The sequence below is a fragment of the Photobacterium carnosum genome, assembly GCF_002849605.1.
Classification (GTDB): Bacteria; Pseudomonadota; Gammaproteobacteria; order Enterobacterales; family Vibrionaceae; genus Photobacterium; species Photobacterium carnosum.
This window is the reverse complement of sequence record NZ_NPIB01000005.1, coordinates 165,049-179,726: the sequence shown is the minus strand read 5'-3', so window position 1 is coordinate 179,726 and position 14,678 is coordinate 165,049. Positions and strand designations below refer to the sequence as shown.

Genomic DNA, 14,678 nt, shown 5'->3' with positions numbered 1-14,678 from the left:
TCCGTTCTAGTTAGTTATTAATAAATTGCTTTAGTATCGAATTTATTAAATCTTTAAAATTAGTTTGCTTTCACTTCTGGCTTAGTATCACGTGCGGCGATGAAGCCGTAGAAGATATAACCAAGCAATGTCAAGATAGTACCGCCGAATACTGCGGTTGTACCACAAGCGTACACACCATAGATGCTGTAAAGAACAGCTAATGTACCTACGGTTGCACCAAGACGGTATTGCTTTTGAGATACTTTGTTCTTACGAAGAAGCACTTCAAGACCTGTCATCGATAGGATGTAAGGTACCATGTTAATAAATACGGCAAGGTTCAATAGCGCGTTAAACTGACTGATCAAGTTAGGAGAGATAGTCATTACCGCAAGAATAATCTCAGCGGTTAGCATGATTAACATACCAGCAATCGGTGCGCCTGCTTTGTTTGTTTTTGCGAAGATTTTAGGGAATAAACCTTCGTCAGCCGCAGCTTTAGAAACCTGTGCGTTAGTGAACTGCCAGCCAAGTAATGAACCAAGACATGCAATAACTGCTGCTAGTGTAACGATGTTACCAACAGTAGGGTTGAACATGTGGCTGAATACTAGACCAAACGGTGCAGTTGATGCTGCAAGTTCAGAGTTAGGAATAATACCTTGAATAACACCGGTTGACGCGATGTAAACAATTGCAGCGAAACCTGTACCAAACAATACTGCAAGAGGTACGTTACGCTCTGGGTTTTCAACCGCATCAGAGTTAGCACCAGCAGATTCAATACCTAGGAACGCCCATAAAGTCAGTGCAACACCAGAAGATACAGAGTGCATTGTAGTGTCGTGGTGTGGGTTCCATGCGCTCATGAATGTTTGTGGATCGAACCACCACCAACCGATGATAGATAGACCAGCAACAGGGATAATGATACCCCAAACAGTGAATGCTGAGATTTGACCAGTGATTTTCGCACCGCCAAAGTTAGCTACCATGGTGAAAATAAGGATAGCCACTACACCATAGAAAGTATGTATTGGTGTATTAAGCCAAGGCATAAAAGGTTTGATGTAACCTAAACAAGAAACGGCAATAGCAACACAGCTAATAACCAAACACACGTAATAAGTGTAAGAAGAGATGAAGAAAGATGATTTTCCGTGTGCTTCTTCTGCGTAAGCTGACATGCCGCCAGAGCGTTTACAAAATGCACCACATTTAGCAAATGTATAAGCAATACACATTGCGCCTAACGCAGTAACAACCCAAGACAACATTGAAATTGCACCAACTTGCGCCAAGCTTGCTGGTAGCATAATAATACCGGAACCCATCATGTTAACTGCAACAAGTACAGTTAAGCCGACAAGGCCCATTTTTTTAGTGCCAGTATCTGATGACATTATATTTACCTATTATAGGAAGGGATATAAACGCTATATACATAGTTTATTTATCGTAATGAAAATAAAGTCATGCTAACTAAATAATATAAATAAAAAGTAACAGTTAAATTATTTTTTTGACTATCTTACTTAATCAAAAAAATAAATTAATTATAATTCTTTTATTGTGATTATTTAATGGCATCACCGTTTAGCGATTTAACGCGAGCTATGATGCTGCTATTTTGATAAAAAAAAAACGGTAAAAGCGCAAAGAAACGTTGCATATTTAGAGCGTAATTTGATAAACAGTATTGTTATTCGATCGCTTAATTTAGTGGAAATTAACATTCCATTATAAAACGTGGGAATGTAAATATTAAAAATTACTTAATAACAGTGGTTTAATTTAATTAATGATTGATGTTTGTAATATGAACTAGCAGTCCACCCCCATAATTCTGAAATAGTTATGCATTAATTGTGAGATTCTATGTTTCATGGATTTGTTATTTTTTTTTAATAATAACAAACCTTAATCTAAGATGAATGTTTAGAGGGAGATTTAATGGATAAAATACGAGGTGTGGAGGTTTTTTTTATAAACTAGATACCATTTATAGGCACTAAAAAAGGAGCATAAGCTCCTTTTTATTGAAAATAATATTGTGCTTAAGCGGGTGTTACACGTGAAGTGCCATTATCACTAAGGTTAACTTGTACTCGTTCACCAGTATGGAATATCACTTGAGGATTGACTTGTTGCACAATAGAAACGGTGCGACCACTGTCCATTTTTATGGTTAAGTTAACGCCATTGTGTTTTGTCACTTGATTCCCTGCGGCATTACCTAAATAGCCACCAAGCAAAGCACCACCTATCGCAGCGATTTCAGAACCAGTTCCGCCGCCAACGCCTGAACCTAAAATACCACCAATAGCACCACCGGCTAATGTACCAATGCCATTCCCGTTACCGTTTAACGTTACAGCTTGAGTACGCATAACGGTACCGTAATAAACTTGTTGCATCTGGCGAGCGTCATTTACATTGTAGGCATTGCCATAAGGATTAGCCGCACAGCCTGCAAGACCTAAGGTAGAGGCTATTATTACAACAGCAAGAATTTTGGTTTTCATGGTATCTGCTTCACTAAAAATACGGTGTATAAAATGGTTCTTTTTAATCTGAGCCTTTTTATTTAGAAAATAAAGCAGTAAATCTGATATTACAAAAATAACGGTTGGCTAGTTTAATCGTCGGCCGTGGTTATTTAGTATGCCCACTTTTGTCAGCATGATAGATATTAAGAAAGTGATTAAAATAGGTTTGTAATTGTTGTGCTGCTTGGTGGTGTTGTAATAGATCTAATAATTCAATCCCTATTTCACAGGTACAAAGGTGTCCTGGTTGTTGATTACGGCGTAAGGCATAGCTGGATGTTTGTTGTGGCGTTATAGCAATGCGCGGCAATTGATTTAACCATGGACTTTTACGTACCATTTTTCGTGCTTCTTGCCAGGTTGCATCAAGAATAATCAATAGTATTTTGCGGTGATTAGTCTGCGGTTGTGGTAATGATATTGACGGATGTTGTTCATCACTAGGGAAGACTAACCATGCTTGATAGTTAGGATCTTGTAGTTGGTCTAATAATGCTTGTGGTGGTTCAGTGCGGTGCCATATTTCGACACGACAGCTGGGCAGTGTTCGAGTCATTAACACGCCAGTGTTGGTATCTTTGTTGCATTCACGCGGATGAGTAAGTAGCACAAAGTCGGCCGTTGATTGTAATTGTGGTTCGGTATCACAAATACAATTAAATTGAAAACCGCAACGCTGACAAGCCATAATTTCTCTCAAAGTGAACAATAAAGGTGGCAGTGTGGCATAACGCCACCTTTGAGTCACGATAGAGAATAAGAGGGGGCTTTATTGACGTTGTAAAATTAATCCTTCAACACCTAATTCATAGGTTTGCCCATCAACGGTTTCTTGCTGAGTGCTTAATTGCTCTGAGTGTGGGTCATAGCTATAAATACGTTCACTATTAAGTGGTCGTCCTTGGTGGGTAATCATAGTGACTTTTACACTTGTTGGGTTAATAGCTTGCCAATGACCAGTTTCTAATAAGTCAGGATCGCCATTGGTATAGGTGTAGGTTGTTGTTGCTGCATGATCACTGGCTAAATGAAGATGTGTCGTTAACCCCATTTCAGTATCACTCTTATAGTTACCCACCCATTGTAATTCTGCTGGATCGCTTTTAAACGCTGAAGGCATCCAGCTGGCACAGCCCGATAAGGTTGTTGCCGCTAACAACAATGCAAGTGATAAGCGTGGGTAGGTCATTATGTATTCTCTATGGTAGGCTTTATTTCAACATTGAAATTAGCACAATTAGGGGAGATCAGTGGCGTATTGGTTATTTAAAACCGAACCCGACACCTTTTCAATAGACACTTTAAAACAACAAAAAGTTTCACCTTGGGAAGGGGTTCGTAATTATCAGGCTCGAAATATGTTGCGAGATGAAATTAAATGGGGTGATCAAGTATTGATTTACCATTCGTCTTGTAAAGATATTGGCGTGGTTGGTATTGCCAACGTGGTTAAAGAGGCGTATCCCGATCATTTTCAATTTGAACCGACAAGTGGGTATTTTGATCCCAAGGCAACCCGAGATAAACCACCGTGGGTAATGGTTGATATTGAATATCTGCAACATCTACGGTTAGTGAGTTTAGCGCGAATGAAAAAAACAGTTGAATTAGCCGACATGCCATTAGTTAAACGAGGTAATCGACTCAGTGTCATGCCTGTAACTTTCGCTCAGTGGCAATGTATATTAGCGATGACGGGGTAGGGTTGATCATAATCAGTGACAGTAGACGACGCTATGACTGTCACTGGTTATGTTATTTAGAAGAATGAATCACGATATGACTAAGGGCGTTAATAAATGTTGCTCTAAATAATGCGCTACTGCTTCATCGGCGTTAGAGCCTATAACTTCATTATTAGGTAATGCTTGTTTCACTTTTTCGTGAGAGGTGCTCATTACCAGACCTTTGCCTGCCATTGCTAGCATTTCAGCATCATTCATACCATCACCAAAGGCGATACAGTCTGCAAGTTGATAACCTAAAGCTTCAGCAACGGCTTTAAGAGCATGACCTTTTGATACGCCTGCATCCATTACTTCAAGACACCACGGGGTAGAGAACGCAACATTAGCTTTATCGCCAAAGTGAGTATTAAAGCATTGTTCCCATTTTACCAGCGCTTCATGATCCTCATCATCACGGGTAAGGAAGACTTTAGCTACATTTTCTACGGGTGGATTGTTGGCATCGTACAAATGATAACTAAAGCTATCATGGAATTCTTTTAACTGTTCATTATCATGATTCAGTAGCCATTGATCGCCACAATACATATGAATATGCAGTGCAGGATCATCTTTAGCGAGTCCAATTACACCACGAATAACGTCAGCGCTAAGATCTTGTTGAAAGACCAGTTCGCCTTCGCTGTTATGTACTCGAGCACCATTTGAGGTGATCATATAGGCTGGAATAGCTAATTTTTCACGTATCTCTGCAACATCAATATGATGACGACCCGTTGCAAACACGAAATTTATTTTTTGTTGGGCAAGACGTTGTAATACATCTCGAGTAAATGGCGCAATTTTATGTTCTGGATTTAGTAATGTGCCATCTAAATCTGAAGCAACAATTTGATACATGAAAGCTCTCAATAAATAGAAATGTAGCGAAAATAAAGATAACGAGATCGAATGTGAGTCGTTAATCTTAAACTACTATGAGAGATAAAAAGGGGTTGATGTTAGTAATAAATATTTCCGCTTTTATTTTTGTGATGGCGTAGTCTTTTTAGGGCTATTTACTGTTCTGACGTAGCAAAGTAGTTGCAAATTTCCGATAGGGCGATATTACGATATTGATCACTTTCAAATAATAATTCGTGATGAGCGTCATCAATAGTGACTAATTGGCTACAATGCGGTGTTTGTTGGCAAAAATGACGATGTGCTTGGTTATCGACAATATGATCAGCACTACCTTGTAATATTAAGGTTGGGGTAATGATGTTTTTTGCCTCAAGAATACTTGCGCGAGCCCCAGCAAGGCTTTGCCATACCCAACGATTACTGGCACCACCTAAACGTAATTGTGGTTGTTGTTGGTAGAGCGTTTTTGTCCATTGAAAACGAATATCACTATGGGTTAATGGATTATTAGCGAAGGGTTTAGGATAATAAGATCGTTGCCCTGGCGCATAGGTCGGTTGGCGATGAATATAATCATTAAAGCGAGCGAGTGGTTCGGCAAAAAAACGTAAGCTTGGCTTTAGATAAATGCCATGCATTGGTGCACTTAATACTGCTCGATCAATCAGTTTAGGATGACGTGCAAGCAGTAAACTACTGATCGCTCCGCCCATTGAGTGACCCAATAAAAAGAGATGTTGATAGCCTTGTGGTTTGACGATATCAGTTATAAATGTGTGAAGGTCAGTGACGTAATCATCAAATTGATCAACATAACCCATTTCAGGATCGACGGTTAATCGTTGTGACATCCCTTGCCCACGGTGATCAAGAGAGTAAATGTGGTACCCCTGATTGATTAAATCAAAGAATAGCTCTTGGTATTTACAATAACTTTCGATACGCCCATTTACAATTACAATCACTTTATTACTTTTGCCGGGGGTTAAACTAACCCAACTTAATTGGCACTGATTGACGCCTTGCAAGGTGCCTTGATACCGTTGTTGCCATAATTTTGTGATTGGATCTGCCATCATACGACTGAAGCTAGCTTCTTGTGAAAAAGGTAAGGCAGAGAGGGTCATAACGTTTCCGAAAGTTGTGAACTATGAGGCAAAGTATTAAATGATATTTACACCGACAAGTTATCTCGTTGCTTATTATCATATTTGCCAGTATACCTTATTTATTACTTGTAGCGTAACAAAGCAATAAGTTGCTTGCTAATCAAAGATTAAGGTATAACACGCCTTTTAATTGTTTGATACAATCATCAAGGAATATCAATGAACGTTGAAGTTTGGCTGACTTATGTTGTTGCTGCTATTGTGTTTAGTTTTGCGCCTGGATCTGGCACCATTAATTCGATCAGTAATGGCATGGTGTATGGTTGGCGTAAGTCATTAGCATCAATTGTTGGTTTGCAATTGGGGATGGCGGTTCATATCGTATTGGTTGGGGTTGGATTAGGGGCTTTAGTTGCTCAATCAACCGTGGCTTTTTCGTTGATAAAATGGATTGGTGCGGTGTATTTAATTTGGTTAGGCATTCAAAAATGGCGTGAGCAGAGTGCATTATCCATTGATAGCGTTGATAAGTCAGTGACTGCTAAGCGTTTATTTCAACGGGCGGTGCTGGTGAATTTGACCAACCCTAAAACGATTGTATTCTTGGTGGCTCTATTCCCACAATTTATTGACGCGACTCAGCCGCAATTACCACAATTATTGATCTTAGGGGGAACAACATTGATTATTGATGCTTGTGTGATGTTATTTTATGTTAGTTTGGCATCACGTTTTACCCACTATATTCGTTCAGCGACTGTAATGACGCGCCTTAATCGTATATTTGGGTCGATGTTTATTGGTTGTGGTGCATTACTTGCCTTAGCGCGCGCATAATATCGATAATATTTCGAGGTTGGTATCTTGTGATAACCTGTCATTAATCATTGTGGTCTAAAAGGTATTATTACCATGTTTTCTTATGTTGCTCGTCAGCCTATTTTTAACCGTCGTCAACAAACGATTGGTCATGAGCTGTTATTTCGTGATGGAGAGTGTAATGCTTTTCCTGTGATTGATGCTAACGAAGCAACATGTCGACTTGTCCTTGAAAATTATATGGCAATTGGCAATAATCATATTTTTAAAGGTCAACGAAACTTTATCAATTTCCCCCAAAATTGTTTAGTGAATTTAATGCCATTACTACTACCAAAAAATAAAGTGGTTATTGAAATATTAGAGACCTGTATTCCCAATGATGAGTTATTTTTCGCTATAAAACGCCTTTATAAAAAAGGTTATATTATTGCGCTTGATGATTTTGAATATGATATAAGATGGCAACGTTTTTTCCGTTATGTACATATTATTAAACTTGATTTGTTGATGCTCGGTTTGAAAAAGGCGTGTGATTTTGTGCGCGATAATCGTCATTTAAAAGTAAAATTTTTAGCAGAGAAAGTTGAAAATCATGCTGCTTTTCAGGCGTCACTTGCTGCGGGTTTTGATTTTTTTCAAGGTTATTATTTTAGTCGGCCTGAAGTTTTAAAACATCGTAAAGTTGCTGCATCTGAATTAATCACTATTCAGTTATTACAAGCTATTAGTTGTGAACCCGTTGATTTTGATAATATCGAAAAGATCATTAGTAGTGACGTATCACTGTCTTATTTATTACTGCGTTATGTGAATAATGCTAATCATCATCGATTAGTTGAACCCATCAGTTCCTTTCATCAGGCATTAGTGTATTTAGGGGAAGAGAAACTCCGCATGTTTGTGGGGGTTGTCGCAACCGCTCATGCTGCATTAGATAAACCTAAAGCACTGTATGCTCTATCATTACAACGCGCTAAAATGTGTGAAGAATTAGTTAATTATAGTTCATCAATGATACCCAAAGAACAAGCATTTTTGGCGGGGATGTTTTCATTATTAGATGCATTATTAGACAGTTCGTTAGCCGATTTATTAGTGTTATTAAAACTGCAGCCTCATATTCAAGCATCGTTGTTACATCGCGAAGGGGAGCTTGGACAAGTATTAGATTTAGTTGATGCTTTTGATAAAGCAGATTGGCAACAAGTGGCAATAAAATGTAGTGGGTTAGGGTTATCAGAACAGCAGGTGCAAGACAGTTATTTACAAGCTGTTACGTGGGCTGAAAACTGTACTCAAATTGATTGTTCGAATTAAAAAAACGGGGCCATAAAGACCCCAAAAAGAACCATATAATGTATTGCCATAGTCAGGCGGGTCGCCTTGGATAGAAATATACGGTTATGACACTCGTATATTTTTTAAATGTTAGTAAGTGACTAATTCACTAACATTATGTAGTTTCGGTTATAGTTATTGCAGATAAGCATTAAGCATCCACAATAATTTTTCTTGTTCGCGAATATAATCGCCCATCAATGCCGCAGTACCTTCATCACTTGCATCACCTGCCGCTATAAGAATGCGACGTTGTTGACCGAGTAAAATACTAAAGCTATTAACTAAGCCTTGTACCCCTTGTTGACCATCACAGATATTTTGTTGTTCTTTGATGTCACTTGCTGCTAAATAGCGGCTGAAGCTGTGATCGGGTGTGTAGCCAAGGGTTAGAATACGTTCAGCTAATTCATCGATTTTAATTTGAAGATCCGTATAAATTTCTTCAAACTTTAAATGTAATTCAAAAAACTGTTGGCCTTTGATATTCCAATGATAACCACGCGTATTCATATAAAACACTTGGTAGTTAGATAACAGCTGATTGAGGTCTGTCGCTAGCGCTTGGGCTTTATCACTATCAAGACCGATTAAATTGGTTTGGTGAGCCATGGTACATTCCTCATAAAATGGTTAAAAACAAAAGCAGGTTTCATTTTGATGAAGTCAGTATAGATAAACACTATTGATAGGTATAACTGTTGTTATCTATTATAACGATAGTTTTAATCTATAATTACTAAGCGATGAATGACTAGGCAACTAATACTTCAGGATCGCAATGCTCACCTTCACAAGGAATAATTCCACAGATACGATGACCGGCTTGTTTTCCTTGAAAGTAACCTTGTTCTAATTTATTGAGATTGCGAGTTAGACGACCAACATGAAAATCGTGATTAGGTGCGATAACGGTAATCGTACAATCTGCTGGCGGATGATTAATAAAATCGAGGGCGGCATTATAGCGGCTAGCGCGCGTCATCACGGCGTCTGCAAAAGCTGGGTGATCGTGAAACATCGATTTGATTAACCACGGCAGTTTGGTGTCCTGTTTATGAAAACCAAGTGGTTTAGATAAAATAACCGTGATCTTACGCGCTCCACGGCGATATGCTTCAATAACAGGAATTGAATCACCAATTCCGCCATCACTCATCGCAATGCCATCAATCGTCGGATTATGACGATAAGCAACAGGCAGGGCACAGGTCGCTTCCATTAATGGCATAATATTATGGCGCGTTACCTTAATATATTCTGCGGAGCCCGTTTCTAAATTGGTTGTGGTCGCATAAAGTGGAATTTGGCGTTGCTCATATTTGAGTAGGTTCAGCGGTAAATAACGAGAGGTTGTACGCCATAACCAGTCGATATCGGTTAAATGACCGCCGTGAGTGAAACGAGAAAAATTAATAAATTGAGGATCACGAGAATATTGAGTAATAATTTTATGGCTGCGACCATAATTACCACTTAAATAACCGATTAAATTAGTTGCTCCCGCCGAAACACCAATTGCAAAGTTAAACGGTAAATAGTTATTTTCAAGGAATGCATCCAACACACCACTGGCAAAAATACCGCGCATTGCACCACCTTCAACGACTAATGCATGGGAAGTATGTTGGGTTGTATTCATTGAGTAACCTATTTATTTAATCTATTTAACTCATATTCTCTAATGTAAGGATAAAGAGATTTACAGTAATAAAAAATTCGATTTTTCTTATTACTGTGATAGGTAAAACTTAATGGTTAGATTGGTGGTCAATTGCAACGCGTTGGCTTAACACTTTAATACAAGCTGCTAACGCCGGATTTAGCGTTTTAGTAGCGGGATAACATAACCCTAAACGACGAAACATGCGTGGCCCTTCAAGAGGGACTGTGACTAATTGGGTCGCACTTTCTAACACACCCGTCGGTAGAAAAGAGATCCCTAATCCAGCTTGAACTAAATGCATTACTTGGGTTTTATGTTCTGCTTTAGCCACTAAATTAAGCGATAGACCATCGCACGCCAGTAAGCCAATAGTTTGTTGATGTGCTTCACACGGCGGACACTCAATAAAATCATGTTGGTGTAATTGTTGAGGCGACACACTGGTTAAGCTGGCGAGTGGGTGATCGGGCAACATGCACAGCACATAATCCTCATCCCATAACGGCAGAAAAATTTCATCTTCAGCTTTAAACATATCTAACGTTAATCGCGCATCGGCTTTTTTATCATGATCGACTAATTCAATTAAAAGATTTGGAATTTGCTGGTGCAATTGTGCTAATACAAGTGCTAATTGGCTTTGACTAAGATCGGCAAAATTAGCCAATGTTAGGGGTAAACGTTCAGTGCGTTGTTGAAAGAGTTGTGGCAGCGTATTAACGTCATTTAATAATCGAATCGCTAATGGATATAAATAGTGTGCTTCGTCGGTAAGGTTAACCCCTTTTTTATGTCGCACAAAAAGTTGAGTTGTTAGCTCTTGTTCTAATTGCTTGATACCACTTGATATTGATGGTTGAGATACACAACAGCGCTCTGCGGCTAAAGTGATATTTTTTTCTTCATAAACAGCAATAAAAAACCGTAATAAGCGTAAATCCATCAGGTAATACTCGATCAAAAAAGACGCGGTTAGCCTATCACATTGTTGAAACTTATGACGGCTTGTTGTTATCCATAGTTTTTATTGATGATAAACCAAGGAAATAGATATTTTTCAGTTTCGATAATTCGTTCTATAGTTATTGCCATCAACAGCATCTTAGCTGGCTGCATCAATAGTGCGGTTTATTCTAGAGGAACAAAAACATGTCGAAATCTTTAGTTGTGATCACCGGTGCAAGTTCAGGTATTGGTGAAGCTACTGCGCGTAAATTAGCAGCAGAAGGCTACCCATTATTATTGTTAGCGCGTCGTGTTGAAGCGATGGAAGCATTAAACCTACCGAATACATTGTGCCGTAAAGTAGATGTGACTGATGTTAAAGCGATTGCGGCGGCGGTTGCTGAAGCTGAGCAAAAATTTGGTCCAGTCGATTGCTTAATCAATAATGCCGGTATGATGTTATTAGGTCTTGCTGATGAGCAGGATCCTGCTGAATGGCAAACCATGTTTAATGTCAATGTGATGGGGATGCTGAACGGTATTCATGTTGTTCTTGCGGGCATGAAAGCACGTAAAACAGGTACTGTTATTAACATCAGCTCAATTGCGGGTCGTAAAACATTCCCTAACCATGCAGCTTATTGCGGCACTAAATTTGCTGTACACGCTATCACTGAAAATATCCGTGAAGAAGTGGCTGATGATAACGTACGCTTTATTACTATTGCGCCTGGTGCAGTAGAAACTGAATTACTAAGCCATACTAGTAGCGATGCGATTAAAGCCGGCTACCAAGAATGGAAACAAGGCATGGGTGGTGTAATTGCACCACAAGATATTGCTAATGCGATTAGCTATGCTTATAACCAGCCTCAAAATTTATGTGTGCGTGAAATTGTATTAGCGGCAACACGTCAACAACCTTAAGCCTCAGGTTAAATCGCTGTCAATAATGAGTGAGTTATCGGTTAATTCATCAATGTGATAGATACTTACAGTTAAGTGACTGCTATATTCAAAGCAGAGCCATAAATGATTATGGCTCTGCTTTTTTATATCTGCTGTTTATATAAGGGGTCGTTGGTGAGAGAAAAAGTGGGATTTTTTGATTTACTGCGAGTCGTTGCTGCCTTGGCAGTCGTCGTGATCCATGTCCTTGGCCCCTATCGAGATCAGTTGGGTCAAATACCGGATTGGCAGTGGATGAGTGCGATTACGATCAATAGCCTTAGTCGCTGGGCTGTCCCTGTGTTTATTATGATTACTGGAGCATTGATGCTCAGTGATCAGCGTCCTTTTGAGCCTGTTTATTATATTAAACGTCGCCTCGGTAAAGTATTAATCCCCTTTTTGGTATGGTCGGTATTTTATGCCTTCTTCTCTGGTCTAACGGTTAATGGTTTTGATAGCGCACTAAGTTGGTCGGTACTGAAAAAACTGCCGACCCATGAAACCTATTATCACCTTGGTTTTTTCTATTACTTCATTCCTCTTTATTTGGTTATTCCGGTTATTCAGTGGTGGGTACAAAAAGCAGAACCAGGGCAAGTGAAAGGGGTCATTATGGTATGGCTGCTGATCACGGGGTTATATCTGTTTTATATTGATGGCTTATGGAGTGAAACCTATTTACTTTATAGCGGTTATTTATTATTAGGTTATTGCCTGTATCAATACCGTTGGCCTAGTTTAATGGTACTACTGCCGTTAGCGGTGATTGCGGTTGTCGCAACTGACTATAGCGTGATCAGCCATAGTTTTGCTGCTGATGAATATAAAGTCGCTCGCTGGATGTCATACAAAACGTTGAACACGGTTGTGGTTGCTGCAACGGTCTTTTTACTTTGTCGAGCGGCGAGTAATAAGTTAAGTGTATCGACTCAAACTCAATTAGGTTGGTTAAGTAAATATAGCCTTGGAGTGTATTTGATTCATCCGATCTTTTTATGGCCATTACGGGAATATGATCTCTATTTTGCTAATCCGTTAATTGCTATTCCAGTATGGACAATGATTGCAGCGAGCTTAGCGTTGGCGACCAGTTGGTTATTGAGCCGTCATCGTTATACGGCGTGGTTAGTGCCATAACGGTATTAATTATCATCTGTTTGCTCATTAGGCAATGAGCAAACAGTACGATGGCTATTGGCTATTGGCTATTGGCGCTGTAGTGCAAAGTGAATAAATTGCTGGCCACGGTAGGTCATGGTACCGATGTCGCCAGGATTGAGCGCTTGGTAATAATGAATACCAATCATAAACTCACGCTTAGGCCCGCCCGCTAACGGTTGAACATAAAACCAATATTCCTCATCTTCCTCTCCCGGCTGCGCACCAATAATACGGTTACTTTGTTTATCTAAAATTTGAACATCAACTTTTTTTTCTGGTGCATCAATACCTAAGATATGACGGCGATAGTTATAGATAAAATAGGTTAATGCCAGTAGTAATAGTAGGCACAGTACGACAATAATCCATGTCGGCATCTCCAAGCTCCTTGGTGGTTAATACGCTATATTAAATAAATACCGCGATATTATTCACAGCAAATTTATACATGCCTAACTTTGGATAATAAAAGCGTGATCTGAATACAATTATTTTACTAAAACACTATGTTGAATGGGTAGCTTAGGTAAGGTAATTGTAATTGAAGGTTGAGGGAGGTGATGATGGATATTGAACAAGTCATTGAGAGATCGCGTCGGCTAGAAGACTTATTACGCCAACATTATCACGCTAAAGGTACTGATTTAACGCAATTAGTTCATAGTTGTGATAATCGTTTTCCTGATGATGTCTCTAGTAAATTAAATGAAATTAATATAATACATCAGAAGTTAATGACGGAAGATGGCTTTGATATCGATAATTATCAGTTGTTTATGGATTTATGTGCGGAGTGTGAAGTGGAATTAATGCCACGTAGTAGTCGCTTAGTGTGGGGAGCTGCGGTTTTACTGCTTGGGGGGATTACGTTAGCGGCGTTGGGGTTCTATTTTTATCATTGGCAGCACATTACGTTATAACGAAAGAGCATAGAGATAATCCAGATAAAAAAATGGCGCCATTAGGCGCTATTTTTTTGTTTCTTGAGTAAAGCTTAGTAAATAACAGGTAGTGTCATTAAACCAACAACAATAGCAATCATTACAAGCCCTTGTTTTTGTGAGTGTGTAAGCATAATTTATAATCCTTAATGGTGGTTTTATTTTTTCTTGACAATAAAGATAACATGTTTTTAACGTTATTTACAGTGTGGATGGGTAATTATGTCATATAAAAACATTTTACATGGCAATAAAAGCCATTTATCACTATTAAACCCATAGTTTTTTATATTGTAAATATAATGTTAACTGTTGTATTGCGGTTTGTTTTTAATGTTACTCATTGTTTTTAATGTATTTTATTTCTTTGTTTCTTTCAATCTGTAATGGCTATGATGATTTTTGTAAAAAATAACCAAAAATAGATGTTGTGTGTCTGTAATGCTATTTTTGTATTGTTTTTTTTGGTTATCTTTTGATCTGTAACGGCGGTTGTATATTAAATGGTTAAGTTATTGGTTTTTCATTTTTTTTAGCAATAAAAAATATTGTTTTCATTATTAAATTGAGCATTGGTATGGCTTGTTGTTTTTTTTCTATATTTTAACAAGATTTAAAAT

At 38.6% G+C, this 14,678-nt stretch carries 16 protein-coding genes; 6 read left to right on the top strand and 10 right to left on the bottom strand.

All coding sequences use genetic code 11. From position 1 onward, the window contains the following. Window positions 1-59: 59 nt before the first annotated feature. The 4 genes from potE to CIK00_RS06990 all read right to left on the bottom strand — a co-directional run bounded on the left by potE (window position 60) and on the right by CIK00_RS06990 (window position 3,720). Window positions 60-1,385 carry a putrescine-ornithine antiporter gene (potE, locus tag CIK00_RS07005; protein WP_101768186.1) on the bottom strand — a complete coding sequence of 442 codons (1,326 nt, stop codon included), beginning with the start codon at window positions 1,383-1,385 and terminating at the stop codon, window positions 60-62. Between the two features lie 654 nt (window positions 1,386-2,039). Then, window positions 2,040-2,507 carry an outer membrane lipoprotein gene (locus CIK00_RS07000; RefSeq protein ID WP_101768185.1) on the bottom strand — a complete coding sequence of 156 codons (468 nt, stop codon included), beginning with the start codon at window positions 2,505-2,507 and terminating at the stop codon, window positions 2,040-2,042. A 130-nt stretch (window positions 2,508-2,637) separates the two neighbouring features. After that, entirely contained in the window at window positions 2,638-3,219 is a 582-nt protein-coding gene (locus CIK00_RS06995) for a tRNA-uridine aminocarboxypropyltransferase (protein WP_101768184.1), read from the bottom strand. Between the two features lie 81 nt (window positions 3,220-3,300). Next, entirely contained in the window at window positions 3,301-3,720 is a 420-nt protein-coding gene (locus CIK00_RS06990) for a hypothetical protein (RefSeq protein WP_101768183.1), read from the bottom strand. A 61-nt stretch (window positions 3,721-3,781) separates the two neighbouring features. Here CIK00_RS06990 and CIK00_RS06985 point away from each other — a divergent pair, with 61 nt between their 5' ends. After that, on the top strand, window positions 3,782-4,234 hold the full coding sequence (locus CIK00_RS06985; protein ID WP_101768182.1) for an EVE domain-containing protein: 453 nt from the start codon (window positions 3,782-3,784) through the stop codon (window positions 4,232-4,234). Between the two features lie 69 nt (window positions 4,235-4,303). Here CIK00_RS06985 and CIK00_RS06980 read toward each other — a convergent pair whose 3' ends face one another. Together CIK00_RS06980 and CIK00_RS06975 are read right to left on the bottom strand one after the other, a co-directional pair. Beyond that, complete coding sequence (locus CIK00_RS06980) at window positions 4,304-5,119, bottom strand: Cof-type HAD-IIB family hydrolase (protein WP_101768181.1); 816 nt, start codon at window positions 5,117-5,119, stop codon at window positions 4,304-4,306. Between the two features lie 158 nt (window positions 5,120-5,277). Beyond that, the gene (locus CIK00_RS06975; RefSeq protein WP_232576025.1) at window positions 5,278-6,252 is read right to left on the bottom strand and encodes an alpha/beta fold hydrolase; all 975 of its coding nucleotides are present in this window, start codon (window positions 6,250-6,252) and stop codon (window positions 5,278-5,280) included. Between the two features lie 201 nt (window positions 6,253-6,453). On the opposite strand from CIK00_RS06975, the gene rhtB reads away from it, so the two are divergent. Together rhtB and CIK00_RS06965 are read left to right on the top strand one after the other, a co-directional pair. Further along, entirely contained in the window at window positions 6,454-7,071 is a 618-nt protein-coding gene (gene rhtB, locus CIK00_RS06970) for a homoserine/homoserine lactone efflux protein (protein ID WP_101768180.1), read from the top strand. 75 nt (window positions 7,072-7,146) lie between these two features. Next, window positions 7,147-8,373, top strand: coding sequence for an EAL and HDOD domain-containing protein (locus CIK00_RS06965; protein WP_101768179.1), 1,227 nt, complete (start codon window positions 7,147-7,149; stop codon window positions 8,371-8,373). A gap of 156 nt (window positions 8,374-8,529) precedes the next feature. On the opposite strand, the gene CIK00_RS06960 is transcribed toward CIK00_RS06965, so the two are convergent. From CIK00_RS06960 to CIK00_RS06950, 3 genes are all read right to left on the bottom strand, one after another. Beyond that, on the bottom strand, window positions 8,530-9,006 hold the full coding sequence (locus CIK00_RS06960; RefSeq protein ID WP_101768178.1) for a Dps family protein: 477 nt from the start codon (window positions 9,004-9,006) through the stop codon (window positions 8,530-8,532). Between the two features lie 142 nt (window positions 9,007-9,148). Continuing rightward, window positions 9,149-10,036 (bottom strand): patatin-like phospholipase family protein, encoded by an 888-nt coding sequence (locus CIK00_RS06955; RefSeq protein ID WP_101768177.1) that lies wholly within the window; start codon window positions 10,034-10,036, stop codon window positions 9,149-9,151. 109 nt (window positions 10,037-10,145) lie between these two features. Continuing rightward, window positions 10,146-11,003, bottom strand: a complete 858-nt coding sequence (locus tag CIK00_RS06950; protein WP_101768176.1) for a LysR family transcriptional regulator — start codon at window positions 11,001-11,003, stop codon at window positions 10,146-10,148. Between the two features lie 206 nt (window positions 11,004-11,209). Here CIK00_RS06950 and CIK00_RS06945 point away from each other — a divergent pair, with 206 nt between their 5' ends. Together CIK00_RS06945 and CIK00_RS06940 are read left to right on the top strand one after the other, a co-directional pair. Next, complete coding sequence (locus CIK00_RS06945; RefSeq protein ID WP_045035854.1) at window positions 11,210-11,932, top strand: SDR family oxidoreductase; 723 nt, start codon at window positions 11,210-11,212, stop codon at window positions 11,930-11,932. A 156-nt stretch (window positions 11,933-12,088) separates the two neighbouring features. Further along, window positions 12,089-13,093, top strand: a complete 1,005-nt coding sequence (locus CIK00_RS06940; RefSeq protein ID WP_101768175.1) for an acyltransferase — start codon at window positions 12,089-12,091, stop codon at window positions 13,091-13,093. Window positions 13,094-13,161: 68 nt separating this feature from the next. Here CIK00_RS06940 and CIK00_RS06935 read toward each other — a convergent pair whose 3' ends face one another. Next, window positions 13,162-13,494: a DUF2500 domain-containing protein gene (locus tag CIK00_RS06935; protein ID WP_101768174.1), complete on the bottom strand. Its 333-nt coding sequence runs from the start codon at window positions 13,492-13,494 to the stop codon at window positions 13,162-13,164. Window positions 13,495-13,677: 183 nt separating this feature from the next. Here CIK00_RS06935 and CIK00_RS06930 point away from each other — a divergent pair, with 183 nt between their 5' ends. After that, window positions 13,678-14,037, top strand: coding sequence for a DUF4145 domain-containing protein (locus CIK00_RS06930; RefSeq protein ID WP_101768173.1), 360 nt, complete (start codon window positions 13,678-13,680; stop codon window positions 14,035-14,037). The last annotated feature ends 641 nt before the right edge of the window (window positions 14,038-14,678 follow it).

Bases quoted from the DNA above. Each gene is read 5' to 3' on its own strand.
- potE (WP_101768186.1), bottom strand. From the start codon at position 1,385: ATGTCATCAGATACTGGCACTAAAAAAATGGGCCTTGTCGGCTTAACT.
- CIK00_RS07000 (WP_101768185.1), bottom strand. From the start codon at position 2,507: ATGAAAACCAAAATTCTTGCTGTTGTAATAATAGCCTCTACCTTAGGT.
- CIK00_RS06995 (WP_101768184.1), bottom strand. From the start codon at position 3,219: ATGGCTTGTCAGCGTTGCGGTTTTCAATTTAATTGTATTTGTGATACC.
- CIK00_RS06990 (WP_101768183.1), bottom strand. From the start codon at position 3,720: ATGACCTACCCACGCTTATCACTTGCATTGTTGTTAGCGGCAACAACC.
- CIK00_RS06980 (WP_101768181.1), bottom strand. From the start codon at position 5,119: ATGTATCAAATTGTTGCTTCAGATTTAGATGGCACATTACTAAATCCA.
- CIK00_RS06975 (WP_232576025.1), bottom strand. From the start codon at position 6,252: ATGACCCTCTCTGCCTTACCTTTTTCACAAGAAGCTAGCTTCAGTCGT.
- rhtB (WP_101768180.1), top strand. From the start codon at position 6,454: ATGAACGTTGAAGTTTGGCTGACTTATGTTGTTGCTGCTATTGTGTTT.
- CIK00_RS06965 (WP_101768179.1), top strand. From the start codon at position 7,147: ATGTTTTCTTATGTTGCTCGTCAGCCTATTTTTAACCGTCGTCAACAA.
- CIK00_RS06960 (WP_101768178.1), bottom strand. From the start codon at position 9,006: ATGGCTCACCAAACCAATTTAATCGGTCTTGATAGTGATAAAGCCCAA.
- CIK00_RS06955 (WP_101768177.1), bottom strand. From the start codon at position 10,036: ATGAATACAACCCAACATACTTCCCATGCATTAGTCGTTGAAGGTGGT.
- CIK00_RS06950 (WP_101768176.1), bottom strand. From the start codon at position 11,003: ATGGATTTACGCTTATTACGGTTTTTTATTGCTGTTTATGAAGAAAAA.
- CIK00_RS06945 (WP_045035854.1), top strand. From the start codon at position 11,210: ATGTCGAAATCTTTAGTTGTGATCACCGGTGCAAGTTCAGGTATTGGT.
- CIK00_RS06935 (WP_101768174.1), bottom strand. From the start codon at position 13,494: ATGCCGACATGGATTATTGTCGTACTGTGCCTACTATTACTACTGGCA.
- CIK00_RS06930 (WP_101768173.1), top strand. From the start codon at position 13,678: ATGATGGATATTGAACAAGTCATTGAGAGATCGCGTCGGCTAGAAGAC.